Genomic DNA, 16,008 nt, shown 5'->3' with positions numbered 1-16,008 from the left:
CGGATGCCCTTCCCGCGCCGGCCGATTACGCTAAGACTTTGGCTCGCGCCGGCCCTGTTCTGCGCATGGCTCGATGTTGCCGTCGCTGCGGACGCTGCGAAAGACGCGCAGTTCTTCGACGCGGCCGTTCGCCCGATCTTGGCGAAGCATTGTTTCGCTTGCCATAGCCATGCCGCCGGCAAAGACAACGGCGGGCTCATGCTCGACTCGCGCGGGTCGATGCTCACGGGCGGCGACAGCGGCGCGGCGCTCGTGCCCGGCGATCTCAAGCAAAGCCTACTGATCACGGCCGTGCGTTACGAAGAAGATTATCCGCGCATGCCGCCGAAAGGAAAGTTGCCCGACGCCGATGTTGCGGTATTGGTCGAATGGGTGCGTCGCGGAGCCCCTTGGCCGGGCGACGACACGAAATCGGCGGCGCGTCCGCGCGGAAAAATCACCGACGAAGATCGGCGCTATTGGGCGTTCCAGCCGGTGCGCGAGCCGGCGCTGCCGGAGGTCGCCGCTGCCGCTTGGTCGCGGAATCCGATCGACCGGTTCGTGCGCGCCAAGCTCGAGAGCGCGAAGCTCGCTCCCTCGCCGCCGGCCGAACGTGCGGTGTTGATTCGCCGTGCCTATTTCGATCTCGTCGGCTTGCCGCCGTCGCCGGACGAGGTCGATGCGTTCGTTGCCGACGACTCGCCCGAGGCGTTCGAGAAGTTGATCGATCGGCTGTTGGCGAGCCCGCGGTATGGCGAACGCTGGGCGCGGCATTGGCTCGATCTGGTCCGCTATGCCGAGTCGGACGGATTTCGCATCGACGACTATCGGGCCGAAGCGTGGCGCTATCGCGATTACGTGATTCGCGCGTTCAACGACGACAAGCCGTACGATCGTTTCGTGCGCGAGCAACTCGCCGGCGATGAGCTTGCGCCCGACGATCCGGAAGCGCAGCTCGCCACTTCGTTCCTGCGACTCGGAATTTACGAGTACAACAATCGCGACGTCCGCGGCCAATGGGCGAACATGCTCAACGACGTCACGGATGTCACCGCCGATGTTTTTCTCGGCCTCGGGATGGGCTGCGCACGGTGTCACGACCATAAGTTCGATCCGATCTTGCAGAAAGACTACTATCGACTGCAAGCTTTTCTCGCGCCGATCTTGCCGCACGACGACCTACCGCTCGCAACCCAAGTGGAACTAGCCTCGCATGAGCGGCGCATGGCGGCATGGCGCGCGAAAACCGCCGTGATCTTGGCCGAGTTGGAAGCGCTCGAGGCACCGGTTCGCGAGAAGGTGGAGCGCGGCGCGGTGGAAAAATTTCCCGAAGACATTCGCGAGATTCTCGCCCGCCCGCTCGACAAGCGAACGGCGATCGAAAAACAACTCGGTGCGTTGGCGTATCGGCAAGTGACGTATGAGTTCGATCGGCTCGATCGAAACTTCAAGGACGCGAAAAAACAAAAGCTCGTCGATCTGCGGAAGCAACTGGCGACGCACGCCGCGCAGAAGCCTGAGCCGTTGCCGTCGGCGCCGATCGTGCGCGATGTCGGCCGCGAAGCGCCGCCGGTATTCATCCCGAAGAAGGGGAACGATCCCGTCGCGCCGGCGTTCTTGGAAGTGCTCGGCGAAAAGGCGCCTGTCATCATGCCGCCGGCCGGACTCGACTCGACCGGGCGCCGCACGGCTTTGGCGAATTGGCTCGTTCGTCCGGAGAATCCGCTCACGGCGCGCGTGATGGTCAATCGGATCTGGCAGTATCATTTCGGTCGCGGCCTCACGGCGACGAGCAGCGACTTCGGCCGCCTAGGCGAACCGCCGACTCATCCGGAGCTGCTCGATTGGCTTGCTGCGCAGTTCGTGAAGGAGGGCTGGGGCATCAAGCGGATGCATCGGCTGATGATGACTTCGCAAACGTATCAACAGGCGGCTCATGGCGCGAATGCCTTCTCCCGTCGGGAGAAGGTGGCCGGAGGCCGGATGAGGGGTGCCCCTCACCCCAGCCCTCTCCCGACGGGAGAGGGAGCCGATCCGCTCGTCGTCGATCCGGAGAACCGGCTGCTGTGGCGCATGTCGACTCGTCGACTCGACGCCGAACAAGTGCGCGACGCGCTCTTAGCGGCGACGGGAAAGCTCGACCTCACGGCCGGCGGACCGGCGGTCGATTTCTCGAAACCGCGCCGCTCGATCTATAGCCGCGTATTGCGCAATACGCGCGATCCGCTGTTGGATGTGTTCGACGCTCCGGAAGGATTTCAAAGCGCGGCGAACCGCAACGTGACGACGACTCCGACGCAAGCGCTGCTGATGATCAACAGCGGCTATATGCTCGAGCAAGCCGAAGCGCTAGCCCGTCGCGTGGAGGAAGAGCATGCGAGCAGCGACGCGATCGGTAAGGTCGAAGCGGCGTTTCGCCTCGCGTTCGGGCGCTTGCCGAGTGACGACGAGCGCCGCGCCGCCGCCGGCTTTCTCGTCGAGCAAGCCAAACGGATTCGGCCCGACGACGTTCCTCCGCCGGTCGTGAAGCTCGACAAAATTCCGTTTCGCGACGGCAGCGCGGTCGTGCTCGAACCGCAAGGCCCGATGCGCCGAGCCGATGTGCCGGAGAGCTCCAAGCTTCCGGTCGGCGATTTCACCGTCGAGGCGTTCGTCGTGCTGCGCTCGACCTACGACGACGCCAGCGTGCGCACGATCGCCGCACACTGGAACGGCGACAAGCAGAGCCCGGGCTGGTCGTTCGGGGTGACGAGTCGCAAGTCGCAGTTCAAGCCGCAGATGCTCGTGTTGCAACTTTGGGGGACCGACGCTTACGAGCAGCTGACGTACGAGCCGATCTTTTCGAGCCTCAACGTGCAACTGAACAAGCCGTACTTCGTCGCCTGCACGGTGAAACTCGGCGAACAAGGCCCGACCGGCGTGACGTTCTATGCGAAAGATCTTTCGAACGACGACGAGCCGCTGCTCACGTCGCAGAATGCGCATCGCGTGGTGAAGATCCCGGGCGAGCGCGGGATGTTCACCATCGGCGGCTGCGGCGACCGAGTTTACAGCAAAGTCTGGGACGGGCTCGTCGACGACGTGCGATTGTCGAACGTTGCGCTGACGAACGAACAACTACTGCTCACCGCCGAACAGCTCGGCCCGACGACGGTCGGCTTCTGGGAGTTCGAGCCGCAAGCCGGCGTGTTCAAAGACACCTCGGCGAACAAGCTCGACATTCGCTTCCGTGCCCGCGACGCTAAGATGAGCGATATCGCTCCCGAGCGACAAGCGTGGATCGACTTTTGCCATGTGCTGTTGAATGCGAACGAGTTTATTTACGTGGATTGACGGCAGTGGTCGGTGATCGGTGGTCAGTGGTCAGTTGATGAAGGCAATTTGTTCATGAGTATCGATGCCGAACGCTTGTCGTCGTTGTCGCGGCGACGCATGCTGCTCGATGGTGGAGCCGGATTTGCCGGGCTGGCGCTCGCGCATCTGCTGCGCGAGCATCGGGCCTTTGCTGTCGAGAGCGATCGAGTCGCGCCGTCGGCGAGCGGTAAGTCGGCGAACCCGTTGCAGGCGAAGCTTTCGCACCATCGCGCGACGGCGAAGAGCGTCATCTTTCTCTTCATGGAAGGTGGGCCGAGCCAGCTCGACACGTTCGATCCGAAGCCGCTCCTGAATAAACTCGCCGGGCAGCCGATTCCGCCGAGCTTCGGCAAAGTGATCACGGCGATGGGAGAATACGGCTCGCCGCTGTTGGGCTCGCAGCGGAAGTGGAAGCAACACGGACAGGCAGGGACTTGGGTCAGCGATTGGTTGCCGCACATCGCCGAGCAAGTCGACGACATCGCGGTGCTCCGCTCTTGCTGGGCCGACGGCATCAACCACTCGGCCGGCGTTTGTCAGATGAACACCGGATCGATCCTCGCCGGCAGGCCCGCGCTCGGGAGTTGGGTTTCGTACGGTCTCGGCACCGAGAACGAAGACTTGCCGGCCTTCGTCGTGATGCAAGACAACGCTTCGTCGGTCGTCAACGGTCCGCGCAATTGGGGCGCAGGCTTCATGCCTGCCGTGTATCAGGGAGTGCGGCTGCAGCAAGGGAAGGAACCGATCCCGAACCTTAACACGCCGATCGGAGTGTCCGACGAACAGCAACTCGGCAAGCTCGACTTGCTGAACCGATTGAATCGTGAACACGCGCTCGAACGGCCTCTGCAAACGGAGCTCGATGCTCGCATTCTCGGCTATGAGTTGGCGTTCCGCATGCAAGCCGAAGCCCCTGGTGCGGTCGATCTCACGCACGAAACCGTCGAGACGGAACGGCTCTACGGGCTCGATCAAAAAGAGACCGCGGTGATGGGCCGCAACTGCTTGCTTGCGCGTCGGCTCGTCGAGCGCGGCACGCGGTTCGTGCAGATCTATCACGGAGCCGGCAGCAAGTGGGACGCACACTCGAAGATCGAGTCGAACCACGGCAACCTCTGCAAAGCCTCGGACCTGCCGATCGCCGGACTCTTGAAAGACCTCAAGCAGCGCGGGCTGCTCGATCAAACGCTCGTCGTGTGGGGAGGCGAGTTCGGCCGGACTCCGATGTCGGAAAAAGGAGACGGCCGCGATCACAACCCGACCGGCTTCACGATGTGGATGGCAGGCGGCGGCGTGCGCGGCGGACAAACGATCGGCACGACCGACGACCTCGGCTTGCACGCGGTCGAAGATCGCCTACACGTGCATGATCTGCACGCCACGATCTTGCACCTCTTGGGGCTCGATCACATGGCGCTGGTTTATAAATACAAGGGGAGGCCCGAGCGGCCGACGTTGAATGAAGGTGCGGCGCTCACGCGCGTGGCGACCGGTTGAGGGCGATGGAGATAAGACGCTTGGCGCCCGCGAAACCGCAAGCGACGTTGCGGTGTCCGTCGTATCGGTGTCGTCGCTCGCTTGCGGTTACGCGGATCTTTCGAGCTCGCGAACTCTACCGTTTCGGCGGCAACAGGTTCGACGCTTGCAACCGTCGCGGGCCGATCGCCATGCCGATCCAGCCGTCGCGAATGTCGACTTGTTCGACGTCGAGATCGGCGAAACGCGGATCCTCACGCAGCTTGTCGGGCCAGATCACGACGCACATATCGTCCGGAAAAACCTTCGCGAACACGGTGCGAAGCGGAATCTGCGCCGTCGCACTCATCCGTTGGCCGCTGAGGTTCACGAAGCCGTCGCGTACGAAGCATGTCCGACCGTTGACGACTTCCGTCTTGAAGCGAGCACGCACGACGAAATCGCGCCAGCTCTTGCCGGCGCGACTGAGCTCTTCGATCGCCAAGCGGAGCTCGATTTGGCCCCCTTCGCAACGAATCGTAATCGGGTCGACTTGCGCGAACGTGATCTCCAAGTCTTGCGGCAGCGTCGCCGGGTCGACGTTATCGGGAAGATAGAACTTCTCGACGACGAAGCGGTGCAGCTCCGGTAGCGTGAACCGTCGACCGTTGACTTGGGACTTCTCCAGCACATTGTTCAAGGCCGATTGATGCACCTGCACGCTGCCGACGTTGTCGCTATAGGCTCGCGGTCGAGGAGTATGCGAAGCAAGTTGGTCGTCGCCGGCGATCCGTACCCGCATGATCGCGCGAGCTTCGTTCGACTGCATCTCGATCACTTCCGGCTTGAGTTGCAGGCCGGCCAGCGGAGTTAAGATCCGTTCGTTCAACACGGCATCGGCGTCTTTCAGGTGTTTGTCGATCTCAGCATCGAGGCCTCGCTCGACGCCGCGCGAGACGCGCGACTGCGATTCCTGTTGCGCCAGGCCTTTCTTCTCGGCATGCTGATCCATCGCGATCGATTCGACGATCGAGCCGAGGATCGGCATGTGATCGAAGTCGGTCTTGATGCCGCGAAGCCGATTGCGGCTGTGCGTCGAAGCCACGGCCCGATGAACTTGCACCCCTTCGGGAGTCAGAGCGACGTCTTTATGCGCGATGAAGTTCGAGTCGCTTTGATTGAAGACATGAACCGGACCGCTATGCGTTTGCGTTTGCGCTTGCACGACCCCTTCGGCTTCCATCCGCATCGCAAGGCGATCTTGGCTCGGCATGAACTTGATGCCGACCCCGGTGCGCGTCGTGCTCCAGCCGTGCGTCGGCAGGCCGAGCACCATTTCGTTTACCGGACCGCTCTTCTTCAGTTCGGCCGGCATCATCCGGTTGAGCAAGTCGGCCGAAAGCGTGACGCGGACGTTCGCGTTGCGATAGTGCGAGGTGAGCCAGGTCGCGAGTTGCCGGCGTTCTTCGTCGATCGAAGCATCGAGCAGACGACACTGCGCGGCCAGCGCGTGGGCATCGGTCGGCAAGCCGCCGGCTTCGAAGCGCTCGATGCTTTCGAGCAACTTGCGGCCGTCGACTTCTTCGGCCGCGAAGCTGCGGAGTTGGTCGGTCAGTTGAGCGAACGGCCCTTCGCTTAAGAACGTGTTTTGATCCGACGTGGCGCCGGCCCGTTGAATGCGTTCTAAGATGGTTTGCGCGAGATCGCGGCGATGCTTACGATCGACCTTGCCTTGCGCGACTTCGCCGAGCGGGTCGAGCATCAGGTAGTTGCGCCATTGTTGACCGGTCTCGCCCGAGGCGGCGACGTGACGATCGACTTCGACCAAGCAGAGTTCGAGTTGCTTGGTGTCGTTCGCCGCGAGGTCGACTTCGACTCCGGCATGTCGCTTCTTCAGCAAGTTGCCGAGCGATTCCCAAACGTCGAGCCGGCGAATCAAGGCGTGGCGCGTGAGGCGAACTTCGACGGCCGTGGCGGCGTCGAGATCGCGTTCGTCGACGAGATGCGTATCCGCTACTGCGGCGCGCAGCATGCCGACCGTCTCTTGGATGCCGCCCGACGAGGTGTCGTTCAACTGCGAGAGATGGCTTAAGAGCTTCGAGGTCCGTTCGGCCCAAGGCTTCGTCTCGCGCCGTTGTTGCAGCCGGTCTAAGCGGGCGAACAGATCGGCCGGCTTCGGCCACCAGGTCTTCTCGGGCTGCACGGCTGGTGGAATTTCCACCGTCTGCTGCGTGCGCGGCAGAGGCGAGAGGCTCGACGGAGCCGCTGGTTTCGCAACCGGCGATTCCACCGCGACGGGCTTCTTCAGCGGAGCGACATCCGGGCGATGCGCGACCAAGCTCGGATCGCGCACGGGAGCCGGCGCGGCGACCGTCGGCGTGGCGGCAGTCGGACGATGACCACCGTGCAACGAGAAGCCACTCGGCGGAGTTTGCACCGGCGGAGCGGGGATCGCGAGCGGGGTTGGTGCGACCGGCGCGGACTGAACCAACTTCGGTTCGGCTGGCTTCGGTTCGGCCAACTTAGGTTCGATCGGCTTCAGCTGAGTCGATTGCGAAGGAGCCGGTTGCGCCGAGATCAGGTTCGGTTGAGCGACCGGGGCTTGGATCGGAGGAGCCAAAGTCGGCACATTCTTCTTCGGCAACAGGCTCACTTCCGCGACCGGACGAGTCTCAGGCTTCGGCGTCGCGACGAGGCTTGGTGCCGGCGACACGGTTGGCTGCGCGATTGGTTGTGGTTGCGCGATCGGCTGCACAACCGGCGGCTGCACGACCGGGGCTTTGACTAACGGCGTCTTGTTTAAGGTCGGGCCCGACAGTTGCGCCGGCGGCAGGGCGACCGGCTTCGGGGTCGGGGCGGCGAACGAAGAGGTCAGGTCGATCGCAGCCGGCGTCGGCATCGACGCTTCGATCGCTTGCACGCGCGGGCTACCGTTGAGGCGGAAAGGGGCAACCGCTGTCATGCTCGGTGCAGGCAACTGCGTTGCGCCGGCTGTCGACGTGCTCGTGTTCAGGTTCGGCTGTGCAGGTGCGCTCGCAGCGGGAGCGAATTCCGCGGTGATGCGAGGTCGGGTTTCGGCACGCAAGCCAGGCATCGGCGAAGGAGCGGGAGCGACCGATTCATGGCCGACGAACTGCGGACGGGTTTGCGTCGGAATGCTCGCCGGCTTCGGGCCGTTGACGACCTTGCCGGCCGGCGCTTCGAGTTCGGATCGTTGCGCAAACGCTTCCCAACCACGAGGCGAAGTCAGGCTCATGGCGAACAAGAACACCAAGGCCAGCATGAACGGCCAAATCGGTGTCGCTTTTTGCTTTGTCATAACGTCGACCGTCCGTGGTTGAAGCGGAAAGCTCCAAAGATGCCGTCCATGCATTCCGTATCAATGGGAATCGGCAGTCGCCTGCATGTTCTTAGAGGTAAGCTCCGAAGATTTATATTGGCGCAGCTGCCGGCAAAGGACTGCTGCGCGGCACCTAAGCCGTTACGCACACACGACAAACACGACCTGCTGGTAGGTTCCGCCGGCAATGCCGCTGCCGAACCTCCTACGGCACACCTCGGATAGGCGTTAAACCTTGCCGCCGGCACGCCCTTCCGACGAGGGAGCGGCTCCCCGGCCCGTCCACGGCCGCTCCTTCCAACCGCCCCTTCCGAGCGCAACGATGAGACCGAGTTCGGGCCGAGGTCAGAACGTCGGGTCGAGTACCGTGTCGTCGTGGCGATAGCCGGGTGCGCAGCAACAGAGAAACTTCAATTCGACGTCTCCGGTGTTCATGATCTGATGTCGCGCTCCGGCCGCGATCGCGATGGCATCGCCGGGCCCGACCTCGCGCGTCTCGGCTTCGATCCGCATTCGGCCGCTGCCGGTCAGGATGTAGTAGATCTCTTCGGCCAGCGGATGATGGTGCGGCGTGGTGCCGGTGCCGCTCGGCAGTCGCGCTTCGGCCAAGCTCTGGTTCCGAATGCAGGAGTTGCCGGAGTTCAACAGCTCGCGAATCTCCGAGCCGTCTTTCGTCGCAAACGGCGCGACGGCCGCAATGTTCCAAACGTCCATCGATCTCGCTCCTGGTCTGATTTTCCGCTCTGCGAACAGTCGCTTTCGGCCCGAAAACTTCTTCGCGGCCGACTCTCACACCCCCCTCGCTCGGCACGTTATACTACCGCACCGCTGTCCTATTAATCGCTGTCCTATTAATCGATGTTCTATTGATCGACGTCCTATGAATCGTTGAGATCCGCGTAAGAACGCTCCTGCCCGCTCCCCTTCCCGCCCATTTGCCTTCCGGAGATTTATGCCATGGCGCATCGCACTCTCGGTTCCGCGCGTGCCGCGACCCGTCGCGAGTTTCTTGCCGCTTCGACCGCCGTCGGCCTCGGCGCGCTGGCCGCGCCGGCGATCGTGCGAGGTCGCAACCTCAACGAGAAACTGAACATCGCTTGCATCGGCGTCGGTGGGCGAGGCGGATCGAACATGGATTCCGTCGGCGGGGAGAACATCACGGTCGTCTGCGATGTCGACGGCCCGCGCTTGGATGCCGCGAAGGCGAAGCATCCGAAAGCGAAATCGTTCGTCGACTTCCGCCGGCTCTTCGACACGGCCCATAAGGATTTCGACGCCGTCGTCGTGAGCACTTGCGAACACACGCACGCCTTCGCGACCCTGCCGGCTCTGCAACTCGGCAAGCACGTCTACTGCGAAAAGCCGCTGACGCACAGCATCTACGAAGCCCGCCGCATTCGCGAAGCGGCGGCCAAGGCGAACGTCGCCACGCAGATGGGCATTCAGATCCACGGCAACGAAAACTCGCGCCAAGTCGTCGAGCTGATCGCCGCCGGCGCGATCGGTCCGGTTCGCGAAGCCCATGCTTGGGTCTCGCGCGCTTGGGGCTTGCAAAGCGAAGAAGCGGCGAAGCGGAACAAAGACTTGGTCTACGTCGTCGAGCGGCCGAAGACCGTCGAGCCTATCCCGAAGGGGCTCGATTGGGATCTCTGGCTCGGCCCTGCTCCGGAGCGTCCGTTCAGCAGCGTCTATCATCCCGGCCCGAAGTGGTATCGCTGGTGGGATTTCGGCAGCGGCACGATGAGCGATCTCGGCAGCCATCGCAACGACCTGCCGTTCTGGGCCCTGAAGCTTAAAGCTCCGCGGACGATCGAAGCCTTCGGGCCTCCCGCGCATCCCGAGCTCGCGCCGGCCACGATGAGCGCCGTGTACGAATACGATGCCCGCGGCGACATGCCTGCCGTAACGCTCACATGGCATCAAGGGGAAAGCAAACCTAAGATCTGGACCGACAATAAGATTCCGCAATGGCAGAACGGCGTGCTCTTCATCGGCGATAAGGGGATGCTCCTGAGCGATTACGGAAAGTACGTCCTCCTGCCGGAAGCCGACTTCAAAGGCATCCAAACTCCCGCGCCGACGATCCCGCGCGTGGCGAGCCAGCATGAAGAATGGCTCGCCGCTTGTAAGACCGGCGCAAAGTGCTCCGCCGACTTCGAATACTCGGGCCTGCTCACCGAAGCCAACCACTTGGGGAACGTCGCCTATCGAGTCGGCAAGAAGATCACTTGGGACGCCGCGGCGATGAAAGCCGTGAACGCACCCGAGGCCGATCGCTTCATCCGGCGCGAGTATCGCGCGGGCTGGACGTTGTAAGGCCGGGTTGTTCGCTCTGATTTCCGTTTTGCTCTGTCGCCGGATTCGGCTTCTTCTCACGTCGGACCTACCTCCATGATTTTTCCTCGTCATCGCTTCGTCTACTTCGCCGCGATCCTCTTCGCGTACTCGTCCGCATCGCAAGCTCAAGAACAACCGGCCGATCTGATCGTGCATAACGGGCGCGTGCATACCGTCGATGCGAACATGAGCATCGTCGAAGCCGTGGCCGTGCGCGAGGGGAAGATCATCGGCGTGGGCGACAACGCTACGGTGCTCAAGCTCCGCGGGCCGAAGACCGAAGTGGTCGACGCAGCCGGCAAGACCGTGCTGCCCGGGCTGATCGATTCGCACACGCATCCGACCGGCGCCGCGATGCACGAGTTCGATCATCCGATTCCGGACATGAATTCGATTCAAGACGTGCTCGACTATATCTCGGCTCGCGCGAAGGTCGTGGAGCCGGGCGAATGGATCACGATGAGCCAAGTGTTCATCACGCGACTCAAGGAGCGTCGCTATCCGACGAAAGCCGAGCTCGACGCCGCGGCGCCGAACAACCCCGTTGCGTTTTCCACCGGGCCCGACAACTCGGTGAGCTCGCTTGCGCTGAAGGTTTCCGGGATCGACAAAGACTTCAAGCCGGACAATCCGGGGAGCAAAATCGAAAAGGATCCGACGACCGGTGAGCCGACCGGCATCCTTCGCAGCGGCGGCGGTTATTTGAAGATCACTCCGAGCAAGAAGAAGAAATCGGCATCGCCGGAAGAATCGCAAGCCCGGCTCGCGGAGCTCTTCGCCGATTACAATCGCCGCGGTATCACGGGCATCGTCGATCGCAACAGCTCGCAAGGGGCGACCGCTCAGTATCAGAAGCTCTTGGCCGACGACAAGCTGACGGTGCGCGTCGCCGTGTCGCGCGGAGTCGGCGGCAGCGGCGCGGTCGAGAAGCTCGTCGAGGGCATTAAGAACGTCGCCAACGAGCCCCTCTGCAAAGGAGGCCCGATGTTGCGGATCGTCGGGATCAAATGCTTTCTCGACGGCGGCATGCTGACCGGCAGCGCTTACATGCGCGAGCCTTGGGGCGTGAGCAAGATCTACTCGATCACCGATCCCAACTATCGCGGCATGCTCTACATCCCGAACGAGAAGCTCGTGCCGATGGTGCGCGCCGCGGTGGAATCCGGCTTGCAGTTCACGGCGCATAGCGTCGGCGACGGAGCCGTGCATGCGTTGTTGGCTGCTTACGAGGAAGTGAACAAATCGAATCCGATCGCGAAGACGCGCCCCTGCTTGGTCCACTCGAACTTCATGAGCAAGGAGTCGGTCGAACAAGCGGCGCGACTCGGAGTGTACGTCGATATCCAACCGGCGTGGTTGTTCCTCGACGGCGAAACGTTGAAGCTGCAATTCGGCGAAGCCCGCACGCGCTACTTCCAACCGCTCAAGAGCTTGTTCGCGGCCGGCGTTACGGTCGGCGGCGGGAGCGATCACATGCAAAAGATCGGCTCGATGCGGAGCGTGAACCCTTACGATCCGTTTCTCGGCATGGAGATCGCGATGACGCGCATCCCGCGCGGTTTGACGGAGCCGTTGCATCCGGAAGAGACCCCTTCGCGAGCCGACGTGTTGAAGATGTACACGCTTTACAATGCGCGGCTGATGTTCTTGGAAGAGCAGACCGGCTCGCTCGAACCGGGCAAGCTCGCCGACTTGATCGTCGTCGATCGCGATCCGCTCACGTGCCCCGTCGATCAGGTGCGCGAGACGCAAGTGCTGCGGACTTACCTCGGCGGCAAGTTGGTTTATCAAGCAAAGTAAGCGAACGATTTCGGTTTCGGTCGGCGCAACGTTAGCGGAATAACAACGCTCGCAACTCGGCGACGTTCGCCGTGCCGGTCGTGCCGAGTTGATGTACGACGAGCGATGCGCCGGCCATCGCCAGCTCCAGGGCTTCGCGGATCGTCGAGCCTGCGGCGAGCGCGGCCGAGAGGTTCGCCGTCACGGAGTCGCCGGCGCCGACGACGTCGATCGCCCCACGCACCGGCAGCGCGGGAACGTGCTCGACCGCCGCGCCGCCTGACACGTCGTGATTCGGCAACGCCCCGACGATGCCGCGCTCGGCCAAAGTGACGAACACCGGCTTGCCGTTGGCTTGGGCCAGCGCTGCGCCGGCGGCGCGCACGGCGTCGAGATCGGCTGCGTTCGTATCGAGTCGGACCTCGCTCATGCGGTGCAATTCCGCGGCGTTCATCTTGAAGCCGAGTTTCGGGAACTCGCTCAGTCCGCGCCGGCTGTCGGCCAGCACGACGATTTCGGGACGCGAGGCAAACGTCTCCGCGACCGCTTCGCGCACTCGTTGCGTCACGACTCCCGTTTCCGGAACGTCGACTTGATCGAGCAGGATCACGGCATCGACTTCGTCGCGCAAGCTTGCGACGGCGTCGATCAACGCGTCTTCCAAGTCGCGCGGCGTCGGCGTCCAGTTTTTGCTGTCGAGCCGGTTCAGCTCGACGGGATCGCGGCCCGCTTCGACGACGAGCGGCTTGCAATACGTGAACGTGCGGCGCGCGGTTGAGGTGCGGAAGTGCGTGAGGTCGACGCAAGCGCGGCCGTCGGGCGTACGGCGTTCGGCCAACGCGCGGCGAAGCTCGAAGCCCTCGCCGTCGTCGCCGGAGAAGCCGATCGCGTGGATGCGGCCGATGCCGAGCGCCGCGAGATTGTTAAGAATGGTTCCCGCGCCTCCCGGCTGACTGCGCACGCGGACGACGTTGTGAACGGCGCGACCGGTTTCGATCGAAAGCTCTTCGCGCGCGGGATCGATTTCGAGATAGCGATCGAGGCAAAAATCTCCGACGAGCGCGATGCGCAGCGACGCATAGCGCGCCGTGAGGTCGTCGAAGCGGGCCGGAGTCATACGCTCGGAGGTCGTGCGGTCGGACATCATGCGTCGCGCAGTTTATGATAAAGGTGGTGGAGGAAGAGGGCGTTGTCGCATTGCAGGTACTGCATCGTTCCTCCCATGCGGGCGAAGCTCTTGCAGAAGCGGAGATAATAAGCGGGGTTCGTCTTCGGCGGCTCCCCTTGCGACCAGTCCCAGCGCCCGCCGTCTTGCAGATCGACGACGAAGAAAGAATGGTCGCTCACCGTCGGCCGACCGTCTTGCATGCGCAGATTGTTCACGCAGCTTAGGCTCTTCTCGAACACCTGCGGGCCCATGATCGCCGAGCCGACCGACATGACCACGCCGCCGTCGAGCCCTTCGACGCTCGCGCCGAACAGTTTGAAATCGGTCTCGGCACCGCGACCGATCACGGCGCCGTTGAAGATCGGATGGTTCGAGATGATGTCGTAGCCGATGCCGGGATGCACGGTCATCGTCACGCCGTGGCGAAACGCCTGAGCCACGATCGACGCTTCCTTCCAACGATGCAGCACCTCGGTGCGGCCCGGCGCCAAGCCATGCACTTGCATCGCGCGCAAGAGATCGGCTCGGGCCGCCGTGAGCGGGTGGCCCGGCTCGGCGCGAATCGCCGTTTCGAGCTCCGCGATGGTCGGCAGCGTGACGCCGTCTTCGATAATCAGGCGACCGAGCGAGCGACCGTAGCCTTCGCGACGAACGCCGCCGGCCAGCAGAGCGAGATGGATATGCAAGGCCGTCTCATGCCAAGCGCCGAAGGTTCCCTCGGAGACGTTCATGCGCACGCTCTCGCACGATTCGCCGAACCAGGAGAATTCCCAATCGTGGATCGTGCCGGCCCCGTTCGTGGCGAGATGCGTGACGAGTCCGCGGGCCATGAGCCGTTCCATGATGCGCGCGGTGCCGTTGCGCAAAAGATGCGCCCCGTAGATGAGCATGATCGAGGCGTCGCGCCGGCGCGCGGCGAGCATCCGTTCGGCGCACATCGCGATGAGTTCGAGATTGTGCGCGTCGCAGGGCTTCGGCGGAGCGTCCGGATCGATCAAAATGTCTTGGACCCGCGACAAACTCTTGCGCGCCGCGAGCGGGAAGACCTTCAAGCGAGTAAAATCAAGCGGTTCCACGCCGACGATCTCCAGACACGTTGCCGGTAAGCCGAGCCGGATATTATGTTCGCGAGCCGCTGCGGAGCCAATGGGTGACTTGAGCCGGCGGATTTGAAAGGCATAGTGAAATTGAGGTATAATGCAGCCGTGGCTCCGATGCGCCGAGCATTCAAACTGTGAGTTCATTATGGTTACCGTCAACATTCAAGAAGCGCAAGCGCGCTTGCCGGAGATCATTTCCGGACTCTTACCCGGCGAGCAGCTCGTCATTCTGCAGAACGACCAACCGCTGGCTGTGCTGACCCGTTCGACCGCAGGCGAGTGGCCGTGCAAAGCCGGAAGCGCCGCACATCTTCCTCATTGGATGGCGGATGATTTCGATGAACCGTTGGACGAGTTTCGGGAGTATATGGAGTGACGAGCTTATTGCTCGATACTCACGCTTTTCTTTGGTTCGTATGGAACCATCCTCGCCTCAGCGGCGTTGCCAAATCGCTTATCGAAGAGCCTCGCAATCTCAAACTGATCAGCCTGGCCGCTTGCTGGGAAATCGCGATCAAGAGCGGATCGGGCAAGCTGCAACTCGGGGAACCATGCGAGATTTTTCTACCGCGTGAGATCGCTCGGAATAACTTTAAGCTGTTGACCATCGATCTAACGCACGTCGTCGATGTCGAAACTCTGCCGCGACATCACGGCGATCCTTTCGATCGGCTCTTGGTTGCTCAGTCGCTCCGGGAAGAGTTGACGCTTCTCAGCGCCGACCCGATCTTCGACCGATATGGCGTAACACGAGTTTGGTAACTGCGATCGTTATTTACGATTCGGATTCTAGATCGAGCATGCTTCGATAACGTGGATACCGGCGAACTTCTTACCCACTGGACCGTGCGTATCGCGATGGCGTGCTATGCGCTCGGCTTGGGGTTGCGGATCAAGGAGCGCTCGCTCGGCTCGCGCGCGTCGGACGGTCGGAGCGCATCGGTCGATGGTCTTGCGGCGTCGTTGTGGGGGCTCGGGTGCTTGTTCTATATCGTACATGTCGCTTGCGCGTTCCACTATTTTCATCATTGGAGCCATGCCGCGGCGCTTGAACATACGGCCGTCCGCTCGGCCGAAGTCGTCGGCCGGCGATTCGGCGAAGGGCTGTATCTCAACTATCTGTTCACCGTCGTTTGGGTCGGCGATGCGGCATGGCAACTTTGCGATCGCGAAGGTTATCGCCGACGACCACGTCGGTACGATTTCGCGGTGCAGGGGTTCATGGCGTTCATGGCATTGAATGCCGTCGTCGTATTCGGGCACGGTGCGACACGTTGGGTCGGCACCGCTGCGACCGTCGCTCTAGTGATGTTATGGATCAGGTCGAAGCGAGACTCAGCCCTTCGTAAGTAGTCTTAAAGATCTTCCAGCGGCAGCGGTGCGTTCGACGTGTCGGCGTTCTTGCGGCGGTTCGCCAATACGGCATCGGCGGCGTAAAGGACGACGGCGCAGAGGATCAACGGAAACGCAGTCATGTAGGCCCGCGTGAACGGCTC

Annotated in this window: 11 protein-coding genes; 7 read left to right on the top strand and 4 right to left on the bottom strand. The window is 62.5% G+C overall.

The window, feature by feature from the left end:
• The first annotated feature begins 3 nt into the window (after window positions 1-3).
• A complete protein-coding gene (locus tag K8U03_21540; protein MCE9607479.1) occupies window positions 4-3,312 on the top strand; it encodes a DUF1549 domain-containing protein in 3,309 nt (1,102 codons plus the stop codon).
• 54 nt (window positions 3,313-3,366) lie between these two features.
• Window positions 3,367-4,830: a DUF1501 domain-containing protein gene (locus K8U03_21535; protein ID MCE9607478.1), complete on the top strand. Its 1,464-nt coding sequence runs from the start codon at window positions 3,367-3,369 to the stop codon at window positions 4,828-4,830.
• Window positions 4,831-4,945: 115 nt separating this feature from the next.
• Here the strand turns inward: K8U03_21535 and K8U03_21530 are convergent, their stop codons facing one another.
• On the bottom strand, window positions 4,946-8,107 hold the full coding sequence (locus tag K8U03_21530; GenBank protein MCE9607477.1) for a hypothetical protein: 3,162 nt from the start codon (window positions 8,105-8,107) through the stop codon (window positions 4,946-4,948).
• A gap of 366 nt (window positions 8,108-8,473) precedes the next feature.
• Entirely contained in the window at window positions 8,474-8,842 is a 369-nt protein-coding gene (locus tag K8U03_21525; GenBank protein ID MCE9607476.1) for a cupin domain-containing protein, read from the bottom strand.
• Window positions 8,843-9,085: 243 nt separating this feature from the next.
• On the opposite strand from K8U03_21525, the gene K8U03_21520 reads away from it, so the two are divergent.
• Both K8U03_21520 and K8U03_21515 read left to right on the top strand, forming a co-directional pair.
• The gene (locus K8U03_21520; GenBank protein ID MCE9607475.1) at window positions 9,086-10,444 is read left to right on the top strand and encodes a Gfo/Idh/MocA family oxidoreductase; all 1,359 of its coding nucleotides are present in this window, start codon (window positions 9,086-9,088) and stop codon (window positions 10,442-10,444) included.
• A 75-nt stretch (window positions 10,445-10,519) separates the two neighbouring features.
• Window positions 10,520-12,265: an amidohydrolase gene (locus tag K8U03_21515; protein ID MCE9607474.1), complete on the top strand. Its 1,746-nt coding sequence runs from the start codon at window positions 10,520-10,522 to the stop codon at window positions 12,263-12,265.
• 31 nt (window positions 12,266-12,296) lie between these two features.
• Here the strand turns inward: K8U03_21515 and K8U03_21510 are convergent, their stop codons facing one another.
• Both K8U03_21510 and K8U03_21505 read right to left on the bottom strand, forming a co-directional pair.
• Window positions 12,297-13,361 carry a carbohydrate kinase gene (locus K8U03_21510; GenBank protein ID MCE9607473.1) on the bottom strand — a complete coding sequence of 355 codons (1,065 nt, stop codon included), beginning with the start codon at window positions 13,359-13,361 and terminating at the stop codon, window positions 12,297-12,299.
• Between the two features lie 26 nt (window positions 13,362-13,387).
• A complete protein-coding gene (locus tag K8U03_21505; protein ID MCE9607472.1) occupies window positions 13,388-14,497 on the bottom strand; it encodes a hypothetical protein in 1,110 nt (369 codons plus the stop codon).
• Window positions 14,498-14,657: 160 nt separating this feature from the next.
• On the opposite strand from K8U03_21505, the gene K8U03_21500 reads away from it, so the two are divergent.
• The 3 genes from K8U03_21500 to K8U03_21490 are packed head-to-tail and all read left to right on the top strand — an operon-like array spanning window position 14,658 to window position 15,865.
• A complete protein-coding gene (locus K8U03_21500; GenBank protein MCE9607471.1) occupies window positions 14,658-14,888 on the top strand; it encodes a hypothetical protein in 231 nt (76 codons plus the stop codon).
• Entirely contained in the window at window positions 14,885-15,274 is a 390-nt protein-coding gene (locus tag K8U03_21495; protein MCE9607470.1) for a type II toxin-antitoxin system VapC family toxin, read from the top strand. Before K8U03_21500 ends, K8U03_21495 begins: the two co-directional genes overlap by 4 nt.
• Before the next feature lie 51 nt (window positions 15,275-15,325).
• On the top strand, window positions 15,326-15,865 hold the full coding sequence (locus K8U03_21490; protein MCE9607469.1) for a hypothetical protein: 540 nt from the start codon (window positions 15,326-15,328) through the stop codon (window positions 15,863-15,865).
• Window positions 15,866-16,008: the final 143 nt, after the last annotated feature.

This window comes from Planctomycetia bacterium, from assembly GCA_021413845.1.
GTDB lineage: Bacteria > Planctomycetota > Planctomycetia > Pirellulales > PNKZ01 > PNKZ01.
This window is presented reverse-complemented; position numbering and strand designations above follow the sequence as displayed.

What these genes read in the sequence shown, in the direction of transcription:
- K8U03_21510 (MCE9607473.1), bottom strand. Translation starts at nt 13,361, where the DNA reads ATGACTCCGGCCCGCTTCGACGACCTCACGGCGCGCTATGCGTCGCTG.
- K8U03_21530 (MCE9607477.1), bottom strand. Translation starts at nt 8,107, where the DNA reads ATGACAAAGCAAAAAGCGACACCGATTTGGCCGTTCATGCTGGCCTTG.
- K8U03_21525 (MCE9607476.1), bottom strand. Translation starts at nt 8,842, where the DNA reads ATGGACGTTTGGAACATTGCGGCCGTCGCGCCGTTTGCGACGAAAGAC.
- K8U03_21500 (MCE9607471.1), top strand. Translation starts at nt 14,658, where the DNA reads ATGGTTACCGTCAACATTCAAGAAGCGCAAGCGCGCTTGCCGGAGATC.
- K8U03_21520 (MCE9607475.1), top strand. Translation starts at nt 9,086, where the DNA reads ATGGCGCATCGCACTCTCGGTTCCGCGCGTGCCGCGACCCGTCGCGAG.
- K8U03_21540 (MCE9607479.1), top strand. Translation starts at nt 4, where the DNA reads ATGCCCTTCCCGCGCCGGCCGATTACGCTAAGACTTTGGCTCGCGCCG.
- K8U03_21515 (MCE9607474.1), top strand. Translation starts at nt 10,520, where the DNA reads ATGATTTTTCCTCGTCATCGCTTCGTCTACTTCGCCGCGATCCTCTTC.
- K8U03_21535 (MCE9607478.1), top strand. Translation starts at nt 3,367, where the DNA reads ATGAGTATCGATGCCGAACGCTTGTCGTCGTTGTCGCGGCGACGCATG.